The following is a 24,386-nucleotide window of genomic DNA, read 5'->3' on the forward strand; positions in this document are numbered from 1 at the left end:
AAGCCAATGAAAAATAACCAAAATCCCAAAACGAATCATGGCGTCCCCATAACAAACTACCAGGAGCTTGCGGTAATTGCTAAGGAAAGTACCATCTCTTTCTCAGGAAATATTTTGGGAAGAGGAATGGGGCTTATTATCACCTTACTTCTGGCTCGATTATTTGGCGCCACCCTTTTTGGTATTTATAGCCTGGGGCAGGTGATATTTAATTTTAGCGCTACCATAGCCTGTTTTGGCTTAAGTTACGGAGCGATAAGATTTGTTTCTACGAATCTGGCTAAAAAGGACCAAGCACGAGTAAAAGGCGCCCTGTTTGAGGTTTCGGTGATTCCGTTAGTTTTAGGAACTTTTATCGCCCTCATTCTTTACCTTGGCGCAGAAAAGATTGCCCTCCTTTATGGCAAGCCAGAGCTTTTTCGGCCCCTAAGATTATTCGCTTTTGGGGTTCCTTTTTTCTCTTTATTTCAAGCTTTAAGTAGCGCCACCAGGGGTTTTAAAACAACCAAATACACAGTTTTAGGCGAAAAAATAATTACTCCTTTCCTCAATATTTGTTTGATTATTCTTTTTTATTACTTTGGCCTTAAAATATTTGGCATGATTGGAGCATATATTATGTCAATCATCTTCGGGGCTTTGTTTTTTCTCTCCTCCCTTAAAAAGCTCTTTCCTAAGATAGTTATGGGTGAACTGAAGCCAAAATTTAGGACAAGAAAAATCCTGAAAACCTCTATCCCCTTAACTTTATCCTCTACTCTCTTCTTTTTGGTTGCCTGGACAGATATTTTTATGGTGGGATATTTTTTGCCTACAGTAGAGGTAGGTGTATACAGACTGACAACCTTACTTTCTTCTCAGGTAATAGTTTTTCTTTTAGCCATAAATGCCATTTTCACTCCATTTATTTCAGAATATCATCAAGGGAAGAAGATAAAAGAACTAGAAAGCTTATATAAGGTTGTCACCCGCTGGGCTTTTTATTTTGCTTCTTTAGTTTTTCTTATTATTGCTATCGCTCCAAGAGAATTACTGCAAGTTTTTGGTGAAAACTATATTTTGGGAAAAAATAGCATGATAACTCTTGCGGCGGGCCACTTGATAAGTGCGGGGGTGGGATCGGTGGGGTTTATCTTGATTATGACTGGTTATCAAAACTGGGAATTGATCAATTCGCTAATCTTATTTATATTGACTCTGGCTACAAACATTATCCTCATTCCCCGTTTTGGTATTATCGGCGCTGCTATTGCCACTGCTTTTTCAATTGGTCTTATTAATATCGTTCGTCTCATAGAAGTTTATAAGACCTTAAAAATTCAGCCCTTTAATCTAAAATACTTTGAAGGAATATTGGCAGGAGTAGTAACTTTTTTATTGGTTTCGGGTTTGAAAAATTATTTATTTACCAATTTCCACTATCTTGTCAGCCTCATGTTATCTCTATTATTTGTCCTAACAACATTTTCCCTACTTCTGCTGATTTTCGGTTTGGAGAAAGAAGACAGAGTTATATTAAATAAAATAAAACACAAGCTATGGCAAGGAAAATTTTGGTCATTGGTTTAGACGGAATGCCTGAAAGCCTAATTAAAAAATTAGGCAAACAGGGTATTATCCCTAATTTGTATCGCCTCTATAAAAAGGGCGTGTTTGGTAGTTTGGAAAGCACTATGCCCCCTATCACCGCTCCTGCTTGGGTATCTTTCGCTACGGGGGTTAATCCTGGAAAACATGGTTGTTTCAATTTTCTCAAATTATCTAAAGGTTCACTCAGCGTTAATAGGGCTATCACTTCTCGAGATATTAAATCTCCAACCCTTTACGAGATTCTTAATCTTCAAGGAAAAAAATCTATTCTAATCAACCTTCCAGTTTCTTTTCCTCCTATAACCAATGACATAATTTTAACCAGCATAATGTCTCGAGGAGAAAACTTTATTTTTCCCCAGTCGCTAAAAAAGGAAATGCCCATTTTAAAAAAATATCGAGTTAGTCCAAATCCTGAGATTGCTGCTTATGGAAGCAGAGAAAAGTTTGCTACCGAGGTGAGAAGAATCGAAAAAATTAGGTTTGACTGTGCTAAGCAATTATTTCAGAAGAAGGAATGGGATTTTTTCTTTTTATTAATCAGTAGTCCTGATTGGATTCAGCACAAATGTTTCGATAGGCTTGTTTCGGGTAAAATTTCTAAAAATTCAGAGTCTTGTAATATCTATCAAGACATTGACAAATCTCTTGGTTGGTTTTTAGAGAATATCAAAGACGACACCTCTTTAATTATTATTTCCGACCACGGTTTTAAAGTCTATGAAGGCTTCTTTTATGTTAACGCCTGGCTCCATAAAGAGGGTTTGCTTCAACTTCAAAAAGTGCGCGAAGATTTTGTCGAGACTCCAATCAGCCGATTAGCCGAGGAAAAGAGTTTGGCTAAGAAAAAGAAGAAAAGAATTAAAATCGAAAGGTTATATAATTTTTTAGTCCGCCACCCATTCCTGTTTCGCAAAATCACCCCCTCATATCGTTACATAAAATCATTATTGCCTTTTTACTTTGACCTCTCGGCTACCCAGAGACCGGATATTCCCTCTTCCAAAGCAGTATCCATTTCTATTGGGGCTAACGACATATACTTTCATGATAAAAACCGTTTTTCCGATGGACTATTAAGCGCTGATGCATATAGAAGGTTGTTGAAGGAAGTAAAAACAGAGCTTAGTCAATTAAAATCTCCGCTATCTCGAGAGAAACTGTTCAAAAAGGTTTTTGCTAAAGATGAAATCTATTCCGGCGACTATACCTCATTTGCTCCCGATTTATTGTTGGAAGAAAAATCTTTTAAAACCAGCAAAGAGACAAGGCCAGCAATATTCTCTATTCAAATAGTTAATAGTCACTCTCCAGATGGAATCTTTATCGGCTACGGTTCCGAGTTTGTGAAAGGCAAAAGAATTAAAAATCTCAAAATTTTTGACATCGCTCCTTTAATTCTCCATCTATTAGATATTCCCATTCCTAAAAACATGGATGGCCGGATTAGAAGGGAGCTCTTTGATAAAGACAGCTTCATGGCTAAACGGGCCATTAAAACTCAAAGCTATAGAATTAAAAAAACATTCCCCAAAAAATATAAAGAGGGAAAGGAGGATACAGAAGAGGTTAAAAGACGTCTAAAGACGCTTGGATATTTCTAGATTTAACATCACGATGGAAAAAAGAACAGTTATTATCGGCATTGATGGTGTCCCTTTTGGTTTGATGAACAATTTATCGGAAAAAGGGGTAATGCCTCATTTTAAAAAATTAAAAAATGAAGGTGTTTTTAAAAAAATGCGTTCTTCTATTCCACCCATTTCGTCTATCTCCTGGATTTCAATTATTACTGGTAAAAATCCTGGTGAACATGGAATTTTTGGTTTTATGGAACTTATGCCTAAAACTTATACTCTTCACTTTCCTAATTTTAATGATGTCCAAGAAAAACCCTTTTGGTTAAAAAAGAGGAATAAAAAATTTGCTATTATTAATGTTCCCTCCACTTATCCACCCAAACCTCTTAATGGTATTCATCTCTCTGGTTTTATCTCCCTAGATTTAGAAAAAGCTGTTTACCCTCCTGAGCTCTTTCCTAAATTAAAAGAAATGAATTACCAAGTCGATGTTGATTCGAGCCTAGCCCACCAATCAATGAGCCTTTTCCTTAAGAAACTGAACGAAACCCTTGAAGCTCGGATTGAAGCTTATCGTTATCTTTGGAAAAAAGAAGATTGGGATGTTTTTATGTTTGTTTTTACTGGTACTGATCGAATTGGCCATTTTCTCTGGGATGCTTATCGAAATAAAAATCATCAATATCATGCCGATTTTCTTGATCATTTTAATAGAATCGATAAAGTGATTGGGGAGATTAGTAAAAAACTAAGAAAAGATGATTCTTTGTTTATGCTTTCTGATCATGGTATGGGAAAAATGAAAGCTAATGTTAATATTAATTATTTCCTAAAAAAAAGAGGTTTTTTAGATCTTGACAAAAATCTCAAAAGCTATAATCAGATTACTGAAAAAACCAAAGCTTTTGCCCTCGAGCCAGCTAGAATTTATATTCATCGACAAGGAAAGTATCCTCGAGGAAAAGTAAATAAATCACAAAGAGAAAAAATTACTAAACAATTAGTCGAGGCTTTTAACTCTCTAAAATACGAAAATCGAAAAGTAATTAAAAAGATTTATCATAAAGAAGAAATTTACCAAGGAAAATGTTTAAATCAAGCACCAGATCTGGTCCTGTTACCTCGATCTGGATTCCGCTTTCGAGCTAATATTGATAAAGAAACTCTTTTTGAAAAAGATGTTTTTTCTGGAGAACATACTTTAGATGATTCTTTCCTCTTTGTTAGAAGTCCGCAAATAAGAGATTTACCAGAAAATCTAACCGTAGAAGATTTTGTGCCTCTTTTAGAAAAAACTTTCTAGATTGCCAATGAGAGTAAAAATGTGTAAGATATAAACGATTATGGCCAAACAAATTAAAAAAACTAGAAAAAAAGTAAAAAAAATGAAGAGAACAACATTTGTTTGTCACAATAAAAACAAAACTTGTTGGAATTGCCCGGCGGCTATCTTTAAGGGTAATGTTGATTTCCGCGCTTGTGGTCAAGAAAAAAAGGTTGAAAGTTTAAGAGAAGATGGTCAAATCGTGATTGAATGTTCCCGAAGACCTAAACTTGGTCATTATGAACCCAATATTACCTTTGAACAATGTCCAGAATGGGAAAAAACGAAATATGGTTATCTTCTCAAAAATATGAGAGTGATGATCTTGGGTATTGATGGCTATTTGGGATGGACATTAGCCCTAAAATTAGGCAAATTAGGTTTTCAAGTAAGCGGAATTGACAACTATACGCGACGAGATTCTGTTATGGAGAGATGCGCCCACACAATTGTTCCTATTGCTCGAATGACTAAACGTCTCAAGACAGCAAGAAAAGTATTAGGGATTGATATTAACTTCCGGAAAATGGATATTTGTGATATTGAAAATCTAAAAATTTTCCTTGAAGAAGAAAAACCAGAGGCAATTGTTCACTACGCAGAAATCCCTTCAGCTCCGTATAGTATGATCGATGTTGATCATGCCATCCAAGTCCAAAAAAATAATGTTATTGGTACTCTGGGACTCCTATGGACAATGAAGGATATCGTCCCCAATGCTTCCTTGATTAAATTAGGTACTTTGGGAGAATATGGCGCCCCATTAACAGGCAGGCCTCTTTTCGAGGGCATGTTCCCGGCTGATGCGATTTTAAAATGGGATAACCGAGAATGGAGCCTTGGAGGTGAATTAACCCCTCGAGATCCAGTCAGCCTTTACCATGTCAGCAAAGTTCAAGATACTTTTAATGTCTATGAGGCTTGTAAATATTGGTGGCTTCGGTCTTATGACGTCATGCAGGGAGTGATTTACGGCGTTCATACTCAAGAGGTCTCAGCTAACCCTAAACTCCGCACCCGGTTGGATATTGACGAATGGTTTGGAACAGTTGTCAATAGATTTGTTGCTCAGGTTATTTTAGGCCTTCCTTTAACTATTTATGGCAGTGGCAGTCAAATAAGAGGAATGATTGCTTTAGAAGATGCCATGGAATGTATGGTCCGGTTAATTGCTTCGCCGCCTGAGCCAGGTCAATACGCCGTTGTCAATCAAATTTCTGGCCTTCATAAAATAAGCGAATTGGCTGAAACAATTGCTGAAGTAGGTAGGAAAAAATTTGGTCTGAAAGCAAAAATTCAGAGATTGGAAAATCCTAGGGTTGAAACTGAAGAACACCCTTTTGAAGTTGTCTCCAGAAATCTTCCTCAATTAGGTTTCAAACCAAAAGTTAGTTTGGAAAAAGAAATTACCAGAATGTTTAAACTTTTAACCAAACGGGAGATTAAAGAAAGAATCAAGGCCAAAGCTCAACTAGTTTGGCCTAAAACAAGATGGTCAGGAGAAAAAAGAAAATCTGAAGTATTAGAGATATACAAGCCAGGAACTAAAAAAGTAAAAGGCTATAAAGGCAAACTAGATATCTAAAAAAATGGATATTTCTACTAGCGAATTCTCTAAAGAGGTCTTAGAATCAAAAACTCCTGTTTTGGTTGAATTTTGGGCTTCTTGGTGCCTTCCCTGCCAGACAGCCAATTCTTTGTTAGAAGAAATTAAAAAGGAATATAAAAAGAAAATAAAAGTTATTAAAATAAACCTTGATAAAAATCCAACTTTCTCATCTAAATATAATGTTAAAGGCTTACCCACTTTTATGATTTTTAAAAAAGGAAAGGAAAAAGAAAGAAAGATAGGCGCTCAATCAAAAGACAATCTTTGTCAAATGATTGAGAAATTTATTTAAAAAATGAAAATCTTAATTACCGGCGGCTGTGGTTTTATTGGTGTCAATTTAGTCAATTATTTACTCAAAAAAACAAATTGGCAAATTAATGTTTTAGATAATCTTAGTATTGGCAAACTTAAAGATTTAAAGACGATTAGTAAAAATTCCAAAAAAAGAGTTAATTTTTTCAAAGGCGATATTAGAAACAAAAAGGATGTTGAAAAAGCAATAGTTAATTGTCATTACCTTGTCCATTTAGCTGCCCAAACTGGTGTTATCTCTTCTCAAAAAGATCCTTTTCAAGACGCTGAAATTAATATTTTTGGAACACTCAATCTGCTAGAAGCAAGTAGGAAAAAGGGGTTAGAAAAATTTATTTTTGCTTCATCTGCCGCTCCGTTAGGCGAACAACAACCACCTCTTGATGAAAAAAAAGTCCCTCAGCCCCTTGCTCCTTATGGAGCTAGTAAATTAGCTGGTGAAGGCTATTGCAGCGCCTACGCTGGTTCTTTTGGCCTAAAAACTACTGCTTTGAGATTCTCTAGCGCCTATGGTCCCTGGTCTTATCTAAAAGGAAGTGTTGTCGCTAAGTTTATTAAACAAATAATAAATAAAGAAGCCGTCACTATTTATGGGGATGGTGAGCAAACCCGAGACTTTGTTTATGTTGAGGATATTTGTCAGGCTATTTATTTAAGTTTAACCAAGAAACTTACCAATAATTTTAATCTTTTCCAGATTGGAACAGGAAAAGAAACAACTGTTAATAAATTATTTCAATTATTAGAAAAAGAATTCTCAAAAAGGAATTACAAGGTGATAAAACCTAAATATGAAAAATCAAGACCAGGTGAAATTAAAAAGAATTATACTAATATCTCTAAAGCTAAAAAAATCCTCGATTATAAGCCTCAAACAGAACTTACTGAAGGAATTAAAAAAACGCTTGATTGGTTTCTAAAATAAATTAACTTTTTCGCTTGAAGATTCTTTTTTATCCATATTTCTATTAGAATTTATCACTAAAAACTAAAGTGTTATACTCTAGTATAATATGTTGATAATAATCAAGAAGTCAATAAAATATATTTTTCTAATTTTAGGAGTTTCGATTATTTTCCTGTTTAATATTTGGTTAATTAACCAGGGTTCTGGTTTCACTATTCCTAGAGAGCTTCTTTTCCGAACTCAAGCTGACATCATGAAACCTCTTATTGCCTTTCCAGTTATCCTTGTTTTCTTATTGTTAATCAATAAGTTATTCTCTTCAAAAATTAAAAAACTTAGTCATAAACAAAAAACGATTTTAATCTTCCTTTTTTGTTTAGTTTCTGCTTTCAGTCTTTCTTGGACTGTTCAAACAAATCCCGATTCAGGAACATATCTCGTTGAGTCCAATTATTTAGTTAAAAACGGTGTTATCAAATATTTCAGAGACTGGGGAACTTTTAGTTGTCGATTGACGATGCCAGTAATGCCTTTCTTATACGGAACGTCTTTTAAATTAATCAGCAATAAAGCAATAGCCGTAATCCTAGTTAATTTATTAATTTTTCTGGGAATAATTGTTAATACTTATCTAATTGGCCGCAGGCTCTTAAATAGTAGAGCGGCCATTTATATAATCATCTTATTTTCAACGACACCCTTTATTATTACCCAATCTCATTTGATGCTACTTGATCTCGGCCTGACATTTTTTTTAAGTCTATCTTTTTATTTAATTCTGAAAAATATTGATGAACCTTCATATAAAAAAGGTTTATTAGCAGGTTTGATATTCTTTATCGCCTCTCTAACAAAAGCAACCGGAATACTTTATTTAACCGCTTTATTCTTATCGTTCTTAATCTGGATTATTATTTGTCAAGAAAATAAAAAAACGATCATTTGTTATCTTTTTTCATGGATAACAATGGGTTTCCTTGATCTTATTTATGCTATCTGGAAAAAAGATCTTTATTTTAAAACTTTAATTACTAATAAGGATATTATTCCCGCTTTTCTGCCCTTAATAATTGTAGGATTATTTTTATTATTAAGCCTTCTATTTTTAATTAAAGGCTATTGGCCCAAACTCAAGAAGAAGCAATTAAACAAATTTTTTTTAATCGGGATAATTATCTTTTATCTGATTATCTCATTGCTATTTTTATGGGGAGGAAAAAAGGCTTTTTATCTAAGAACAATATTTATTGGCACTAATATTCCTATCGCTCTCCTTTTTTACTCATCTTTTTATTTTGCTTACAAAAAGAAATTCATGGTACCAATAATCTTGATTCCTTGGTTAGCAACGGTAAATTTTATTCATTTTACGATGTTTAAGCATCAACTTTATTCTTATCCAGTAATATTATTACTAGCTGTTTTTTCTTTAACTTCGTTTTTTAAAAACAAGCAAAAACAAATCAGAGCCATGTTAGTCATCCTTGCTTTTTCTTTGACAATTACCTACTTTTTCTTTTTACCAATGATTAATAAGCATGTCAAAAACAATATTAGAGATAGTGTTAGATATGTAAACCAATACGAACCACAAGAAGTTGTTGTTCTTTTTTTCCCTGTAGGGGAATTGGGAGAGATGTTTCAAAAGTCACTTGAAAGAACCAGTCGATGCCCTCAACCGCCAAGCATTACTGATTTAATGGCTTTTTATACCAATACTCCTATTACTTACGAAAAAACAGACGATTTTATCAACAAATTAGAAAATGGCATCCAGCCCGAGGCTGTATTTTTAGTCTACCATCTCGATCTTCCTGTTGTTGAGAATAAAAAGTTAGAAGCCCTGTTAAATGAAAATTATATTGAAGGGCCAATGTTCGACGAAAATAGAGGAGCGGGCGTCTGGCATGTCAAAATTAAGCTTTATTACCCTTCAAGGCAAGAATAGAACCTGATAACAAAACCCAAAAAATTAAGAAATTAACTACTAATGTTAAAAAGCCATCAGTAGCAATGTTTATTTCAATATAAGCTGAAGAAAATTCGATTACCTGCCTACCTATTTGTAAAATCAAAAAAAGAGCTAAAACAATTGTAAAAAAATTTTCTGCTACTTCAAAATTGAAAACCGGCTTTCTTCTAAACAGATGAAAGAGATAAAAGAAAAAGGGAACGAAAAAAAATAAATCTGCTAAAATAAAATTAAGACTGCTGGCTATATTGATAAACTTCTTAAATAAAAAACGAACCAGAATTAATTTATTGGCTAATAATTGTTCTTGATCAAAATGGTATTTAACCCTAAAAATGGGAAACTGAGGACTAATAGCGACTGCGTTCTCGGGCTCTCCTTTAGTTGACTCTATCTCAAAGTGGTAAATTTTCCTATTAGAATTTTCAATTTTCGGAAAACCAAAAGGAAACAATTCATCGGGCTGGAATTGGTCAACCTTATATTCATTTTCATAATACCAAGATTCATTACCCTTTTCTTTTAGTCTGAAAATCAAAACATCATCATTAATCCTACCAAAGGTATTAAAACGAATGGAAATTATTCCTAAATTATCTTCATAAGCAGTAAATTCTCCATCGATTTTTTCGCCAGTTAATAATTCATTTGTTTTCCAAGAAACTAAACTAGTCCGTTTCTGATCTTGAAATAAAATTGGCAAAGCTTCACCAGAATTAAAAACATTAATAAAGGAAAAACCTAGGCCTAAGAATAATAAAAAACCCGGTATTAAAGACCAAGCTACCCATTTCTTATTTATAAATTGCTTAATCTTTCTACTTAAAACAGTTAACTGATTAAAAAAATCTTTCTTGATTATTTCAAATTCTTTAAAGCCCCTAGCCTCAACTACAATCAGAACTATCAATAATAAGCCAAGTGAGAAAATTATTCTCGCCAAAAGAGAAACATCTAAATCTAAACCAAGTCTCAGCTTATCTGCAAGGACTAAACTTACAGAAACGAAAAGAAGAGCACCAAGAAATCTTTTTAAATAATCTATAATTCGTTTAAACATCATTAATAATAATTTAACAGTTCGTCAGGATCTTTTACTTCGAACCAAAGACTATTACTTATTACTCCATCACTTCTAATCAAACGGAGACTAAAAGTTCCAAATTCTTTGGGTACTTGTTGTTTGCCTACAACCAATTCGTCGGCCCAGCTTTCAATTAATAATTCCTGATCACCAATCATCACTTTTCCTCTCCTATGATCGGGAAAGAAATTTTTACCCTTTATTTCAATAGTATTACCCTGAATTCCCCAAAGAGGAGGAAAGATTGAATAAATTTTAGGCAAGAGCCCTCTTTCTAGCTTCTGATCACGCCATTCTCGATAAACAAAACCAGCCAGAATTATTATTCCAATTAAGAGAAGTGATAAAAATTTCTTTTTTCTCAGAATTTTCCCCCATTCAACAAAACTTAAGAAAAAAATAAAAACTATCAATAGCGAAGTCGCTATTAAGGGAGGAATTTTAGGCGTTAACATCCAAATTTCAGTCAAAATAAACTCAATCGGCAAATAAAACAAAATAAAAATACTGACGGCTAAAATGGCGGCAATTAAGTAGTTTAAAATTTTCTCCATTATTATCTCAATTTATTGTAAAGCTTAATAATAACCAGTTCAATTTGAAAATTAACCTTTAGTTCTTAAAAGCTAAAGATAGCTTTTTTGATTCCCATAAATAATAGCCTGAAAGGCTGATTAGTAGTCCAATCAAAACAGTGATTGATACCCAAATCATTTCCGTTAAGTTCTGGTGAAAAATTGAAAGAAAGATTATTTGAGCTAAAGCAGCTATGCTTGGAAAGAAAACTACCCTAGTCTTCTTGATTGATAAATAGTAGTTAACTAAAAGATAGGTTAAGGAATAGAGGCTGAAAAAAACCGCAAAAAGGGGTAAAGCATGAGTTGCCGATAAATATTGACGGCCATAAAGAATATTAATCATTAATTTGGGAAAGAGAAAATAAACTGAGGTAATCCCAAGACAAACAAAAAGAACCAAACCTAGGCTTTGAAAAAGCAATTTTTGGTATTGTTTCCCTCTGGCTTCATGTTCTGAAACCATAGGAAACATCACTAAAGAAACTGGCATTGAGCCAAAAAAGATTATCTTACCTAAAACTGCTAGAGCCGCGTAAAAGCCAGCTTCTTGAGCTGAAAGGAAATGTCTGGCTAAGACAATGTCCGTGGTGTAAAGCGAGGTAAAAGCCAAAATTGAGAGAAAAACAGGCAAAGCATAAATAACCACTTTTCTTTCATTAAAATCATTCTTTTCTATCTTTTTACCTAAAATCTTTTTAACAAACCAAAAACTGAGAATAAAACCAATAGCCGAGCCAATGACAACAGCAGTCAGAGCCCCAAAAATCTGATAACCCAGATAAACCAGAAAAATACTTAAAACTAGTTTAATAATGAAGGCCGATGTTTCGGCCAAAAAATAGCGCTTGAAAAAAAGAAAACCCTGAAGAGTAGCTAAATTAATGTAAAGAAAAAGAGATAAAAAAGAGGAAAGACCAATAAAAAAGAGAAAAAAGTTTGATTGGAGATGAAGAAAGGAGGTAGTTAAAGGAGAAATAATTAGAAAAATTAACAAAATAAGCGAACCAAAAACAAGGGCTTTTTTTATTGTCCATTGATAAAAATAATCCACCACTAATAATTTTCCTTGGCCTCTTAATTCAGAAACAAATTTAGTGACCACCAATCTAATGGTGGCAATAGGTATACTTAAAAGATAGGCCACGCCGATTAGAGCGGCCAAGGCGCCGTAATCAATCGGTCCTAACATCCTTCCCATTAAAAGATGAAAAAGGTAATTGGAAAAATTACCCAACAAACTGCCAAAAAACAGAATACCACTCCCCATCACTAATTGATTTTTAGAGATTTTTGTTAATTGTTCTCTTAAAAGATTAATTTTCATTTTTTAAAATCAATTCTTAGGCTAACCAAAAACCCCGGGTAAAAAATAAGACAGCCATAATTAATAAAGGAATGACTATTATTGGATAAAGGATTCTCACCCAGCGATATTTCTCTGCCCAAATGGAAAGAAGAATAAAACCAGGGAAAAGAACAAGAACATAACGAGGCATTGAACAAAAAGTCCCGGTAAGAGTCGGCAATAGATAGGCAAGCGCCATAAAAGTAAAATAGGCAAACCATCTTCTTAGGTAGGTAAAGACAATCAAGAAAAAGAAGAGAGTCCCGCTTAAAAACTCTAAAATAACAGTTAGATAGACTGGCGAGGTTTTATCAACCGTGATCAACATCTTTAGATAACGCCAAAAAACCTGATAAAGCAAAACCAATTTGCTCGTCTCCCTACCCGCCCCAAAATAGGGCTGAACCCGAGCAAAAAGTAAAGGATCCAAAAAATTAATTCTTAAGTAGGACATATAACCAATTAACCCTAAAGGAATAAATAATAAAGGCATGAGATTAGAAGTAAAATATTTCAAATCTCTTTTTTCTTTTTGATCAAATCCGGATTGAAAAGCTAGTTCAACAACTAGAGCCGGAAAAAGAAAGACACCCGTCAAGCGGGTTGAAGCCGCCAATAAACCGAAAATGCCGGCTAACCACCAATTTTTGGTCTTGGCAAAATAAAAACTGGCTAAAATCAAAACTAAGAACAATGATTCGGTATAAACAGCGGCCAAGTAAAAAGAAGTGGGAAAAATTAACAAATAAAGAATCGCCCGCCTAGCAATTCTTCGATTGAAATCTAGTCTAACTAATTTAAAAAAAAGAAAAAGACTAAAAAATAAACTGATCGAAGAGATAAACAAACCCGCTAATAAAAGCCTACCTCTAAAAATGGGGCTAAAACCGATGAATTCAATTAACTTAGGATAAAGCGGGAAAAAGGCTTGTTGATAAATTCCATAACCCTTTTTAGCAATATCTAAATAATCAATTCCTTCAAAATTAGCTCGACAGCAAAGCCATTGAGGATCAAGGGCTACTCTCCCGGTATAAAGATACTCCGTCATCGTGGGAAAAAAGCGTTCACCCAGAGCAATTAAGCCAGATAGCAAGACTTGCCAGATAATAAAAACTGACAGAATGAAAAAGAGAAGACCTTTATTTTGCCTTAACCACTTTTTGATAGACTTTATAAGTTTCATTGGCTACTTTTTCCCAACTGAACTTCTTGGCTTGATTTAAACCTCTTTTAATTAATTTCTCTCTTAAATCTTCATCTTCAATGGCTACCGCCAGGCCATTGGTTATATCATTTATATCATAAGGATCAACCAGCACCGCTGCTTGGCCAGAAATTTCCGGTAAACTTGCCTCTTTGCTGGTCACCACTGGCGTTCCACAAGCCATGGCTTGGATAACCGGCAAACCAAAACCTTCATAAAAAGAAGGCTGGCAATAAACCGTGGCGAGGTTATAAAGAACCACCAAGTCCTCATCAGACACGTAACCGACTCGAATCACCTCTTTATCCTGGCCATATTGCTTGATTAACTGAACCAAAGGCTGATCTTCAATATGGGTTTGATCAAATTCCTTTTGCGCTGCTTGCTTGCCGACAATCACTAAAGGCAGCTTCATCGCCTTACAAGCCTTAACTAAACCTAAAACATTCTTATTGTAATTAACGTCACCAACATAAAGAACGAATTTAACCGGTAAATTATATTTCTTCCTTACCTTTGCCAACTTCTTTTTTTCTTCGATTGGTTGAAAAATTTCACTAGCCGCCAAATAAACAACCTCGATTTTCTCCTCAGGATAAGCTAGATAATGAGCAATGTCTTTTTTAGAATTCTTTGAATCAGTAATCACCCGATTGACTGTCTTGAGAGTCATTTTTTGCGCCTCAAATTTTAATCTACCTTTAATCCCGGGAGGATAATGTTCAGGAAAAACTAAAGGGGTCGTGTCATGGATAGTGACCACAGTTTTTTTCTTTCTCATTAAAGGTAAAGTTTTGAAAAATAAGTCAAAATAGGGATAGTGAACTAAATCACAATCTTTGGGAATTTCTCCTGCCTCAACTGAAACCACTTCAAAATCAGCTCTTTTAATTGCCTGAAGAGCTTGGAGCAAGCTTTGAGTATAAGCACCAATTCCTCGAAATTGATGACCTGTTTTTAATGGTGAAATATCAAGAGCAACTTTCATTATTTTTTTAACAAATAACGCCAATAGGCTCTAGGAAATCTTAAAGCCGAGAAAAAAGAAAAAACAATTCCCTGAAAGCCATCAAGAATGCCTTTATGCCTAAAAAGAGTTAAGAAAAACCAATAAATTGGTTTGATCAAAAAGTAATTCAGGGATTGAATTGGATTCTTGCTTAATTTTTTTTCTTTAAATTCAGCGACAATCAAATTAATATATTTACTATTCCTTTGAAGATATTTTTTAAAGGTGGTGTCCGCATAATGAAGGAGATCATTTTGCAACCAACCAACCTTGCCTTTAATCACAATCTGTTCATGAACATCCTGACAAGGAAAGTGGGCTTTGCCATTCTTGACCAGCCGAATAACGCCATCAGGATAAACCCCGCCATAACGAAGATATTTACCTAGAAAATAATTTAATCGGGCCACAAAAAAGCCAGCGTATTCACCTTTATCTTGACCAATCCTTCCGTCTCTTTTTTCGACTATTCTTTGGTGTCTTAAAAACAATTCTCTCTTGGTAATTATTTTTTGGTACCTATTAATTTTTTTATCACTTAAAGAAGTAATCATTTTAATCTCTTTAGATAATGCCTCAGTTACTCTTTCATCCGCATCTAACTGTAAAATCCATTCTCCCTGGCAGGCTTCTAGAGCTTTTTGTTTATTGATGTGAAAGATAGGCGGATTATTAGTAATCGTTACCTTGGCTCCATATTCTTTAGCAATCTCAACCGTCTTATCTTGAGAAGAACCATCAACAATAATAATTTCATCAGCCAAATCTTTGACTAATTCAAGACATTCCCCTAGATTTTCTTCTTCATTATAGGTAGCCAAAGCAACTGAGATTTTATCTTTTTTCATTTGATTCCCATTTTTTTAGTTTCAACTTTCTCTGGCAACATAAATTGAACCGAATCATCAGCTGTCACACCTCTTTCATCAGCAATAATTAAATTAATAGCGTGAACAATAGCTAGATGAGCAATTTGAATTTTGGAGGAAGATGGACCTTCAGGTTTAGCATTACTTTTAATAATCTGCTTTGCCTGTTTACCTAAGGGCGTATCAATATTCTCGGTAATGGCAACCGTGATGGCTTTCTTTTTCTTAGCCTGTCTTAAGATTTCATAAACAAAACCTGTGCCACCACTAGCAGAGATACCAATAACCACGTCTCCCTTATTAATAGCAAAACCAGCGTAACGAGCCAAACCTCCTTCTTCTTCACCTAGCCCTTTAGCAAAAGATACTGGTTGGGAATCAGCTAAATCATTAGTAAAAACCATAATCGGTAAACCGGTTTCAAGTCCCTGACCAGCCATTTCTCTGGCTACTAAAGCTGAAGCACCAGCACCAGTGACAATTACCTTTTTCCCTTTTTTAATTTGCCTCATAATCAACCTGGCCGTCTTTACAATTCCCTCTTTACTACTTTCCAAGGTATCGGTCAATCCCTTCTGTTCCTCTTTAAAAACCCGCTCTATTTTAGACTCGATTGTCCGACAGCCATTAAAATCAATTGAAACCATTAAGGGTTTGTTAATGTCAATTAACTGACCAACACTGTCAATCAAAGTTAAGTTATTGTAAGGAGTTTCTGTAAATTCTAAGGTTGTTCCTGGTAAATCACCCACCTTGTAAGAAGTTTTACAGAGATAATTAATCAAACTTGTTTTGCCAGCATTAAAAACGCCAAGAACCATAACTTTATCTCCCTTTTTGAAAAATTTATTGATCTTTTTTTCAAGTTTAGGTAGATTATGAAAAGTTTTTAAGGAAATCGGTAAAATTTCCTCTCTTAACTCTTTTTTTGTTTTTGATAAAGTCGTCCTTTTAACCCGATCGTCTTTATTACCAATCACCAGATAGTTCATTCCTTTTGTTTCACAGGCATCAATAAAAGACTTCGTTGTATTTATCTGCGGATCAACCAAATTAATAATCAAAATTGCTCCGGTCGGATCAGCTAATAAATAGGGGGCGGCTAGTTTTTTGGCTACTCTCATTTCTCGGTAATCCTAAAAGCTATTTTACCATTTAAGAAATAAATTTCTTTGATTATTTTAGTAGAATCAGGAATTTCTTCATCAGTGCCAATAATAAGAACGTTTTCTTCTTTTTCTAAGGCTTCAAAATCAATTTGCTCAAAATGGTATTTATCGAAATCACGGACGGTCGAAAAACCAAATCGATCACGAGGGGTTAACCTAACCTCTTGCTGAAATTTTTCCGGAGGGTATTGCAAATAAAAAAGAAATAAAATATAGGGTTGATCATACTTATCTGTAACGTAAATTCGTTCGTACTTCTCCCCGACTGTCTGAACATAACTCACTAACTGATCAAAACCATCCTCCCAAGCGTCCGGGTAAGTTTTGGGATAATGGAGATAGTATTGATGCAAATAACCACTGACACTCCAAATCAAAATAATAATCGCCAAAGCCCAGGCAATTCTCATCAATTTTTGACTTACCTTGTCTTTAAGCCACAACCAACCCTGGTAAAAACCATAAGCACTCACGATAACTAAGGGAACCACCATTGATAAAGACCGAAGAGCATGGGGAGTTTGAAAAGTCATCGCTGCCGGTATCGGCGCCACCATCAACCAAAGAAGAAGCACAAGCCAATTTTCTGGCCTCTTTTTCAAAAGAAAGTAAATTCCCAAAACAACTAAAGGAATATCAAATAAATACATTTGACCTGTCTCGGGAACACGGTTTCTCTCAATAACGTCACCACTAATAAACAAAAACTCTCCCTGAAAATGATCAAACCAATTTTTCCCAAAGGCAATCGTATAGGCTAAGTAGCGGTTGTGAATTAGACGCACCGGTAAAGCCATATTAGTGGCGTGCTGACCTCTCAGTTCATTAATCCGCCAGAGCGGTCCAGTATCCGCTATCAGGCCCACACCAGCAAACCGCGAAACTCCGGCTGGACCAAGGAAACTAATCAACAAGGGAATTAAAATTACCAACCCCATAATACCGCTCATCAAAATTGCCTGGTAGTTTTTTCGCTTGAACAATTTGTCTCGATAAAGAAAAACTAATCCCAAACCCAGAAGCGGAACAACTATCCGGGCACTATGGTAGGTATAAAAAGACAAAGAATAAGCTAAAACAGCCAGAATAAAAAATCTTGGGTTTTTTAAGCCTTTAAAGAATAGCCAAGTACCCAAAATAATCAAGAAAGTGGCGGCGTTTGCTTCCCAACCGCCGCGGGAAAAATGGAGGTGCCAGGGAGAAATGGCTAAAAAGAAAGCGGCGATTAAACTCAAACGTTCGTCAGCAAATAGTTCTTTGACCAAAAGAAAAACCAGCCAAACGCTGAAAATACCCAAAAGCGCTGACGGTAATCTGACGGCCAGGACATTAAGGCCGAGTAACTTAACAAAGGGTAAAACTAAATAGAAATAAAGACCTGGCTTGTAATCGCCAAAGGACTTGAAGTGCAAAGGCCAGGAAACGCCATGTTCATCCCTGCCGGTGAGGAGAAGAGAGTAAGCATTATAACCAATGGCCGCTTCATCAGCATTAAGTCCAGCCGGATATCGACTGAGATCCCAAAACCTTAAAACCGCTGCCAAAAGCAGAATTAAGACTAAAAACATCATGATTAATTTTGGTTTTCTGTTTTTCATTCTGTCTCCACCACCCGGTAAGCTAATCGACCATCAAGAAAATAGATTTCTTCTAATAATCTCGCTCCCGGTGTTTGGCTAATATCTCCGATTGGGAGTTCAAATTCGTCGCCGATAAAAAGACAATTTTGACATTGCCTGTCTTCTGGCCAATAAATATTTCTAAATTCGATATTGTCAATTTTCTCGACCAGACCAACATCGCCCCAAGGGTTTTCTTTCAAATAAGCCTGGGCTTGGTAATCTTTGGGTGGATATTGAGTGTAGAAAAGATAAAAGATATATGGCTGGCCATATTCCTGGGTAACAACGATTTTTTCATATTTCTCTTTTCCTTCTTTAATCATCTCAGCGATGGCCTCCGTACCATAATTCCAGCCAGCGGAATTCTTCTCGGCAGAATGAAGATAATAAAGATCAAGATAAAGAGTTAGACAAAAAAGATAACCTAAGACAGTTAAAAAAATCCCCAGGAAAAAAAGTTTTTTGGATTTTTGTTTAAGCCAAGAAAAAACCACATTGATTCCCATCGCCGTAAAAACCACCAAAGGAATCACTAGCCAATAAGACCTCAACCCATGGACCGCATCGCGGGTTATGGCCGCGGGGACGGGGCTGGCAATCAACCACCAAAAGAAAAGATTCTTTCCCCGTCTTTTTTCTTTGGCTAAGGCATAACCGATGCCAACAAGAAGAAAAGGAATTTCAAGATAATACATCATCCCCATATAAGGGGTGCTATGTCGGGGTGACTGCCAATCGCCTTCAAAAAAAAGAAACTTGCCGGTCAAATGGTTAAAGTAGTGATCCGCCACCAAGCGGGCTTTATTTAAAACCTCATGGTGATAGAAATTAAAATTTAATTGGGGAAAACTCTCTTCTTGGGCAATAATTGCTGAGACTTCTTCCTCAGACCGGGTATAGGAAAAAATCTGGGTCACTTTGGCTCTCCGGGCGCTGCCTTGAAACGAAGACAAAAGAGGCAAGAGGAGAAGCATCAACAGAATTAATCCCAGGATTTTTTTCTGCTTAGGCAAATTCATTATTTTTTGTCGATAGATGGCCAAGGCCCCAAACATAAAAACGACTAAGAAAACCTTGGCCCCATGGTAAACATAAAAGGAAGCGGCCAGGAAAACAAAGGTCAGCAGAAAAAATCTGGTGGCCCTGGTTTCCAGAGACTTAAGGAAAAAGATAACTCCTAAAACAATCGTCAACAGAGCTAAATTAACTTCCCAAGCGCCCCGAGAAAAATGAATCTGCCAAGGAGAAATGGCTAAAAGCAAGGCAGCCAGATAAGGCAGACAAACAAACTCTTTTCTTTTATTCAAAAGCATTTTGGTTAAGAAAAACAGAGCGATGACCGTCCCCACCCCGGCTAAAGCCGAGGGTAATCTGATGGCAAAGGTGTTTAAGCCAAAAACAGCCACTGAAGGCAGGAGATAGTAAACAAAAAGCCCTGGCTTGTAATCACCAAAAGATTTAAAAGTCAAAGGTAAAAGCTGGCCATATTCATCCCGACCGGTCTCTAAAATCGAATAAGCATTATAACCTAAAGCTGGTTCATCCCAAGTGAGGCCGACGGGGTAATCGCCGAGTTTGTAAACTCTTAAAGAAAACGCCAAAACGGCAATCAAAATTAAGGGCCAATATTTTTTCAAGAATTTTTTCATTTTTCTAACTTCCTTTCTAGGGTTTTAAAACTAAGATTTCAAAAGCCGGCTGGCCATCAAGGAAATTGATTGTTTCTATCTTCTGCCAGTCTTGAGAATAATTATTAGGACTGGTAATCAGTAAATAATTATTCTGCTTAAATTCTTCGGTTTGACTCTTTTCTTTGATTTCCCAATCATTTAAAAAGACAAACTTATCAAAAGCATCGACCCAGTACCAGTCAGTTTTAAAATAGCGAACCAGATTGGAATCAGATTGATATTTGGCTGGATCCCAATAAAGATAAAAGAGCAAAAATTCATGGGGCTCACCATATCTTTTGGTTATCAAAATCTTATCATAATCCCGATAATGCTCTTGAATAAAACTGGCGACTTGTTTATAGCCATACTGCCAGGACCAGGAATAATTCTGGCGATAAGTACCAAAATAGAGGCTTAAATAATTAAAGGTGAAAACAAAAATCATTAAGATAAAAAGAACAATAAAAATAGTACCTAATTTCTTTTTTTTCTGATTGAGAAATTGAGCTAATTGAAAAACCCCAAGGCCAATCAAAATCTGGGGTAAAGGCAACATGAGCGAGGCCCTTAGAACATGACTACCTCCCCGGGTGATGGCCGCCGGCAGCGGCGCCAGCAAAAGCCAAATCAAGATAACTAAAGCAAATTTCTTCTTTTTAAGAAGAGCCAAAAAGATTAAAACACCAAGACCAAGATAGAAAAAAGGCATTTCTACTGGAAACAAAACCCCATGATTGGGAACGCTAAATTGATATTGGCTTCCGCCTTCTAAAAAAAGAAAACGAGGTGAAAAATAGCCAAGATAATTAGTCAAAAAGTGAGTCGTAAAGTAAATTGGTCGATTGTAAACCAGTCGAGCCATCAGTGAAGGCAGGTTTGAATTCAAACGACTTTCAACAATCTCGTTAATCGCCCCTTGGTCAATAATCGAAATCCAATTGGCCCGCGCCCTAGCCTCAGAGCCTAAAAGAATGGGAACCAAAGGTAAAAAGAAAATGGCCAGCAAGAGAATCGTTAAGATTAAATATTTTTTCTTTTTCGACCACCATTTTGCCCACTCTTCTTTATAAAGCCAAATTAAAGCCAAAATCATTAAGGGTGTAAAAATGCGGGCGTTATGATAAGAATAAACCGAAAGTCCCAGGCTTAAGGCGGCCAGCGGTAAAAACCAGGCTTTTTTCTGACGATAAAAAAAGCAAGCCAGGCCGGCAATAATAAAAAACACGCTTAAATTAGACTGAACCACAAATCGCGAAGAAAAAAGAGACCAAGGGCTAACGGCAAGCAAAAAGGACGCCAAAAGACTGATGCCTGGAGACAAGCCTAAACCTTGAACCAAGAAAAAACAAGCCAGGACCGAAAAGGTGCCCCAAAGGACATGAGGAAAGCGAATTCCCAATTCATTTAAGCCAAAAACGGCAATACTGGGCAGAGAAAAGTAAAGGTTGGCTGGTAAAGGATAGTCACCGTAAGCCCGAAAATTGGCCAAAGGCAGGAATTGTCCCCATTCATCTCTGCCGGTCTTTAAAATAGAAAAGGCATTGTAACCATGACTAACTTCATCCCAATTCAAAGCCGGCGGCATTCGCTCCAAGTCCACCAGTCTTAATCCCAAGGCCAAAAAGAAAATCAAAATCAAAAAAAATTTGGTTTTTCTTTTCATCAACCAATCATCAATCAGTTCAAACAAATAAACCTAAGATTAAAATCAAGGCTAATAAAGCCAAATAATTAAAAACAAAAACGCCATCTCCTTGCAAACGAAAGAGCCAGTCGGTTATTATTTCTTTAACCAAAGCTTGTTTGTTACCGGGATAATAATTGACAATAAAACGCAAGTCAGCTTCTTTTTCCTCTTCAGAAAAAATCATTTTCCCTGATGAGTAAACATCCTGTTTGTTATAAACTATTTCAACAGCATCGTTGACATTAGATTCAGGTGACTCCAAATAAAAATAGTAGCTTTTTTCAGCGGAATCAGGAATAGGTTCAAATTGGAATTTAATTGTGCTGGGGTCGCCGATATTAAAACCATTGATTTTCAATTCTCTCAGATTCTGAGGCTGGTTAGCTTCCTGAAGATAAAAATAAACTGGCTGTTGATTTCTTAAGCTCCTGTTTTTTAAGTTAATAATGATCATCTCGAGATTATTCTTACCAGCCACAAAGGTTTGGCCGACTTGACGCTGGCCGTAGATTTGGTAAAGCTCTTCACCTCTGGTTTGAGCAAGATCAACCCGGTGTTTGATGATAAAAACGGAAATCAAAAACAAAAAGAAGATAAAAATCACTATTAAGAAAAAGATGGCCAGCCAAATTTTTTTGTTCATGATTTTTTAAAACTTTGCCAAATCAGCCAAAAAGAAGTTCCCGCCAGAACACTATGAAATAAACTCTGTAAAAGTTGGGGGTCAAAAATTTGCCTCTGTTTTAAGATCATAAAGGGACTCGAAAGGCTTAAAAAAGAGGGATTGATTGGCGTTAATAAACCGAATGTCTGGGCGATATCATCAAAAAGAAAGACCACGCCAAAAAAAGCTAAATAAAAAATTACTTGCGGCAAGAGTGTCTTTGGTTGTTGGACTAATAAGATGGTCAAAAAAGGCAGTAACCAAACAATCCATTGAGGGTGAAAGTGACTTAAAGAAAAAATTAACAATAAAACAGTCAAGAAAACGGGAATGGTTTTTTCTCTTCTACCCAGCCATGATTTTTGGGTAAAGAAAAACAAACCGGTCCCCAAAGCCACGAAGATAATCAGATTTTCACCAAAACCAAGACTAATTCCGGCCTGAAAAAGACGCTGGTTCAAACCCGAAAAAAGGACTGACTGGCGAAACCCGCCTGAATTGAAAAAGGGTAATAAAGTCGCTAAATAAAGACCACCTCCGGCCAGGAGAACAAAAATTATTTTCTTTAACCGACGACTGGATAAAATCGCTAGGAAGGGCAATAACAGTAAAGGATAGGTCTTAAAAGCAGCCGCCAAACCCAAAAGTAGGCCGCTGCGCCAAACTTGATTTTGATTTAAATAAGCAACTGACCACAAAACCAAAAAGGCCGGTAAAATATCAAAATTCGATAAGCCATAGAGGGTATACCAAACGACGGGGTTAAAAAGCCAAAAAACAAAAACCTTTTTCTTTTGAGCTTCGGTCTTAAAAAAAGAAGTTAACAAAAAGGCAGTCGCCAAATCTAAAACCAGGTAAGGTAATTTCAAGATAAAAAGATAGCGAAAAAGATGAGGGTTAAAAATTTGATTTGGTCCCCAATCAAAAAGCCAGTGGACAAAATCACTGCCTAACAACGGCCGAAAAGCAAATTGAAAACTACCGAAAACAAAATAAACCAGGGGCGGATAATTAAAAGTATCAGTATAGGGCAGGCTTGAAACGTGATTGGCCAAATACTGATAAAGATCGATCACTTTTTGGGAAAGGAAGTAAAAATGAAAATGCTGGCTTTTGATGTCCGGGTGATAGAAAAAAGGCATCATTAAAAGACGAAGAAAAAGGGCTGGGAGCAGCGCCCGGCCATAAAAGGAAGTCAAAAATTTCTTAATCTGGCTTATCACTCTAATCATTATTTTAATCTTTCGCCAATCATCAGTAAAGCCTTGATCAAAATTATCATCTAAAGCTATTGTCTGGTAAAAACTTCCCTGAATATTGAAAAGAAACTACCTCTAGAGGAGTCAAAAATTGCCTAAGTCAACCAAAATTTTACTAATTTTTTCCAATTAATTTTCGCCATTTTTGCCCCAAACCAATAATTAAAGTTAACAAGTAATATTTTAATAAGCCGTTATACTTTTTACTGCTTTCCACTAACCACTGATGGGTTATTTCAGGGAAATCTTTACCCGCCGCACCGTGGTGGTGAAGGATCTTAGCTGAAGGCAAATAATAAACAGCTAAACCGGCTTTATTTGCTTGGCGACAATAATCTAAGTCTTCAAAATAAAAGAAATATTTTTCATTTAACAAACCAATTTTTTTAATTATCTTTCGAGGAATCACCATCGCCGCTCCGGTGACCGCATCGACTTTGACTGGCTTTTTGGTTCGGGGATAATATTTTTGATAACTATCTTTTTGGCCCAACCAAAATTCTTTAATCGCCCTAAAAAGAGAAGGAAAATGATAAACAGAGGGCTGAATCGAACCATCAGGATTAATTAACTGCAAACCAGTAATTGCTTGAGGATGGTCTTGGACAAATTTGATTGTTTCTTCCAAAGTCCCTTCCAAAACTTGAGTGTCAACGTTAAGTAAAAGTAGAAACTTTCCTTGAGCCCGTTTTATCCCCCGATTAACCGCACCCGTAAAACCCCAGTTTTGATCAAGCAAGATGGCCTGGACTGTTCCTCTCTGAAGGTTTTTTTTCAAAAAATCAACACTGCTGTCCTTTGAACCATTATCAACCACAATCACTTCCATTTTTAACCTGCCCTTATTCTTTTCAAGAGAATCAAGACACTCTTGAAGAAGTTTTTTGGTATTAAAATTGGGAATAATAATTGATAAGTCCATC

The 24,386-nt window shown here is 35.8% G+C and carries 20 protein-coding genes; 7 read left to right on the top strand and 13 right to left on the bottom strand.

What is annotated here, in order from left to right; all coding sequences use genetic code 11:
* Positions 1 to 6: 6 nt before the first annotated feature.
* The 7 genes from VMY36_01350 (at position 7) to VMY36_01380 (ending at position 9,273) form a co-directional block, all read left to right on the top strand.
* Positions 7 to 1,569 (top strand): flippase, encoded by a 1,563-nt coding sequence (locus VMY36_01350; protein HUV42531.1) that lies wholly within the window; start codon positions 7 to 9, stop codon positions 1,567 to 1,569.
* Positions 1,539 to 3,194, top strand: a complete 1,656-nt coding sequence (locus tag VMY36_01355; GenBank protein HUV42532.1) for an alkaline phosphatase family protein — start codon at positions 1,539 to 1,541, stop codon at positions 3,192 to 3,194. Before VMY36_01350 ends, VMY36_01355 begins: the two co-directional genes overlap by 31 nt.
* Positions 3,195 to 3,207: 13 nt before the next feature.
* Positions 3,208 to 4,473 carry an alkaline phosphatase family protein gene (locus VMY36_01360; protein ID HUV42533.1) on the top strand — a complete coding sequence of 422 codons (1,266 nt, stop codon included), beginning with the start codon at positions 3,208 to 3,210 and terminating at the stop codon, positions 4,471 to 4,473.
* A 40-nt stretch (positions 4,474 to 4,513) separates the two neighbouring features.
* Positions 4,514 to 6,079: an NAD-dependent epimerase/dehydratase family protein gene (locus VMY36_01365; GenBank protein HUV42534.1), complete on the top strand. Its 1,566-nt coding sequence runs from the start codon at positions 4,514 to 4,516 to the stop codon at positions 6,077 to 6,079.
* A 4-nt stretch (positions 6,080 to 6,083) separates the two neighbouring features.
* Positions 6,084 to 6,395 carry a thioredoxin gene (gene trxA, locus VMY36_01370; protein ID HUV42535.1) on the top strand — a complete coding sequence of 104 codons (312 nt, stop codon included), beginning with the start codon at positions 6,084 to 6,086 and terminating at the stop codon, positions 6,393 to 6,395.
* A gap of 3 nt (positions 6,396 to 6,398) precedes the next feature.
* Entirely contained in the window at positions 6,399 to 7,343 is a 945-nt protein-coding gene (locus VMY36_01375; protein HUV42536.1) for a GDP-mannose 4,6-dehydratase, read from the top strand.
* 88 nt (positions 7,344 to 7,431) lie between these two features.
* A complete protein-coding gene (locus VMY36_01380) occupies positions 7,432 to 9,273 on the top strand; it encodes a glycosyltransferase family 39 protein (GenBank protein ID HUV42537.1) in 1,842 nt (613 codons plus the stop codon).
* Here VMY36_01380 and VMY36_01385 read toward each other — a convergent pair.
* The 13 genes from VMY36_01385 to VMY36_01445 all read right to left on the bottom strand — a co-directional run bounded on the left by VMY36_01385 (position 9,242) and on the right by VMY36_01445 (position 24,385).
* Complete coding sequence (locus VMY36_01385; protein ID HUV42538.1) at positions 9,242 to 10,360, bottom strand: hypothetical protein; 1,119 nt, start codon at positions 10,358 to 10,360, stop codon at positions 9,242 to 9,244. The two genes, VMY36_01380 and VMY36_01385, sit on opposite strands and share 32 nt — an antisense overlap.
* A complete protein-coding gene (locus tag VMY36_01390; GenBank protein ID HUV42539.1) occupies positions 10,360 to 10,935 on the bottom strand; it encodes an IPT/TIG domain-containing protein in 576 nt (191 codons plus the stop codon). The genes VMY36_01385 and VMY36_01390 overlap by 1 nt, the downstream gene beginning before the upstream one ends.
* A 58-nt stretch (positions 10,936 to 10,993) precedes the next feature.
* Positions 10,994 to 12,283 (bottom strand): oligosaccharide flippase family protein, encoded by a 1,290-nt coding sequence (locus VMY36_01395; GenBank protein ID HUV42540.1) that lies wholly within the window; start codon positions 12,281 to 12,283, stop codon positions 10,994 to 10,996.
* 16 nt (positions 12,284 to 12,299) lie between these two features.
* A complete protein-coding gene (locus tag VMY36_01400) occupies positions 12,300 to 13,490 on the bottom strand; it encodes a hypothetical protein (protein HUV42541.1) in 1,191 nt (396 codons plus the stop codon).
* Positions 13,447 to 14,499 (bottom strand): glycosyltransferase family 1 protein, encoded by a 1,053-nt coding sequence (locus VMY36_01405; GenBank protein ID HUV42542.1) that lies wholly within the window; start codon positions 14,497 to 14,499, stop codon positions 13,447 to 13,449. The genes VMY36_01400 and VMY36_01405 overlap by 44 nt, the downstream gene beginning before the upstream one ends.
* Positions 14,499 to 15,368: a glycosyltransferase family 2 protein gene (locus VMY36_01410; GenBank protein ID HUV42543.1), complete on the bottom strand. Its 870-nt coding sequence runs from the start codon at positions 15,366 to 15,368 to the stop codon at positions 14,499 to 14,501. Before VMY36_01410 ends, VMY36_01405 begins: the two co-directional genes overlap by 1 nt.
* Entirely contained in the window at positions 15,365 to 16,513 is a 1,149-nt protein-coding gene (locus VMY36_01415; protein ID HUV42544.1) for an SIS domain-containing protein, read from the bottom strand. The genes VMY36_01410 and VMY36_01415 overlap by 4 nt, the downstream gene beginning before the upstream one ends.
* Positions 16,510 to 18,156: a glycosyltransferase family 39 protein gene (locus VMY36_01420; GenBank protein HUV42545.1), complete on the bottom strand. Its 1,647-nt coding sequence runs from the start codon at positions 18,154 to 18,156 to the stop codon at positions 16,510 to 16,512. The genes VMY36_01415 and VMY36_01420 overlap by 4 nt, the downstream gene beginning before the upstream one ends.
* Positions 18,153 to 19,829 (bottom strand): glycosyltransferase family 39 protein, encoded by a 1,677-nt coding sequence (locus tag VMY36_01425; protein HUV42546.1) that lies wholly within the window; start codon positions 19,827 to 19,829, stop codon positions 18,153 to 18,155. The genes VMY36_01420 and VMY36_01425 overlap by 4 nt, the downstream gene beginning before the upstream one ends.
* Positions 19,830 to 19,845: 16 nt before the next feature.
* Positions 19,846 to 21,516 carry a phospholipid carrier-dependent glycosyltransferase gene (locus VMY36_01430; GenBank protein ID HUV42547.1) on the bottom strand — a complete coding sequence of 557 codons (1,671 nt, stop codon included), beginning with the start codon at positions 21,514 to 21,516 and terminating at the stop codon, positions 19,846 to 19,848.
* A gap of 19 nt (positions 21,517 to 21,535) precedes the next feature.
* Positions 21,536 to 22,183 carry a hypothetical protein gene (locus VMY36_01435; protein ID HUV42548.1) on the bottom strand — a complete coding sequence of 216 codons (648 nt, stop codon included), beginning with the start codon at positions 22,181 to 22,183 and terminating at the stop codon, positions 21,536 to 21,538.
* Positions 22,180 to 23,436 (bottom strand): glycosyltransferase 87 family protein, encoded by a 1,257-nt coding sequence (locus VMY36_01440; protein HUV42549.1) that lies wholly within the window; start codon positions 23,434 to 23,436, stop codon positions 22,180 to 22,182. Before VMY36_01440 ends, VMY36_01435 begins: the two co-directional genes overlap by 4 nt.
* Positions 23,437 to 23,578: 142 nt before the next feature.
* Positions 23,579 to 24,385 carry a glycosyltransferase family 2 protein gene (locus VMY36_01445; GenBank protein HUV42550.1) on the bottom strand — a complete coding sequence of 269 codons (807 nt, stop codon included), beginning with the start codon at positions 24,383 to 24,385 and terminating at the stop codon, positions 23,579 to 23,581.
* Between the last annotated feature and the right edge of the window lies 1 nt (position 24,386).

The organism is Patescibacteria group bacterium (assembly GCA_035529375.1).
Classification (GTDB): Bacteria; Patescibacteriota; Microgenomatia; order PFEM01; family JAHIFH01; genus DATKWU01.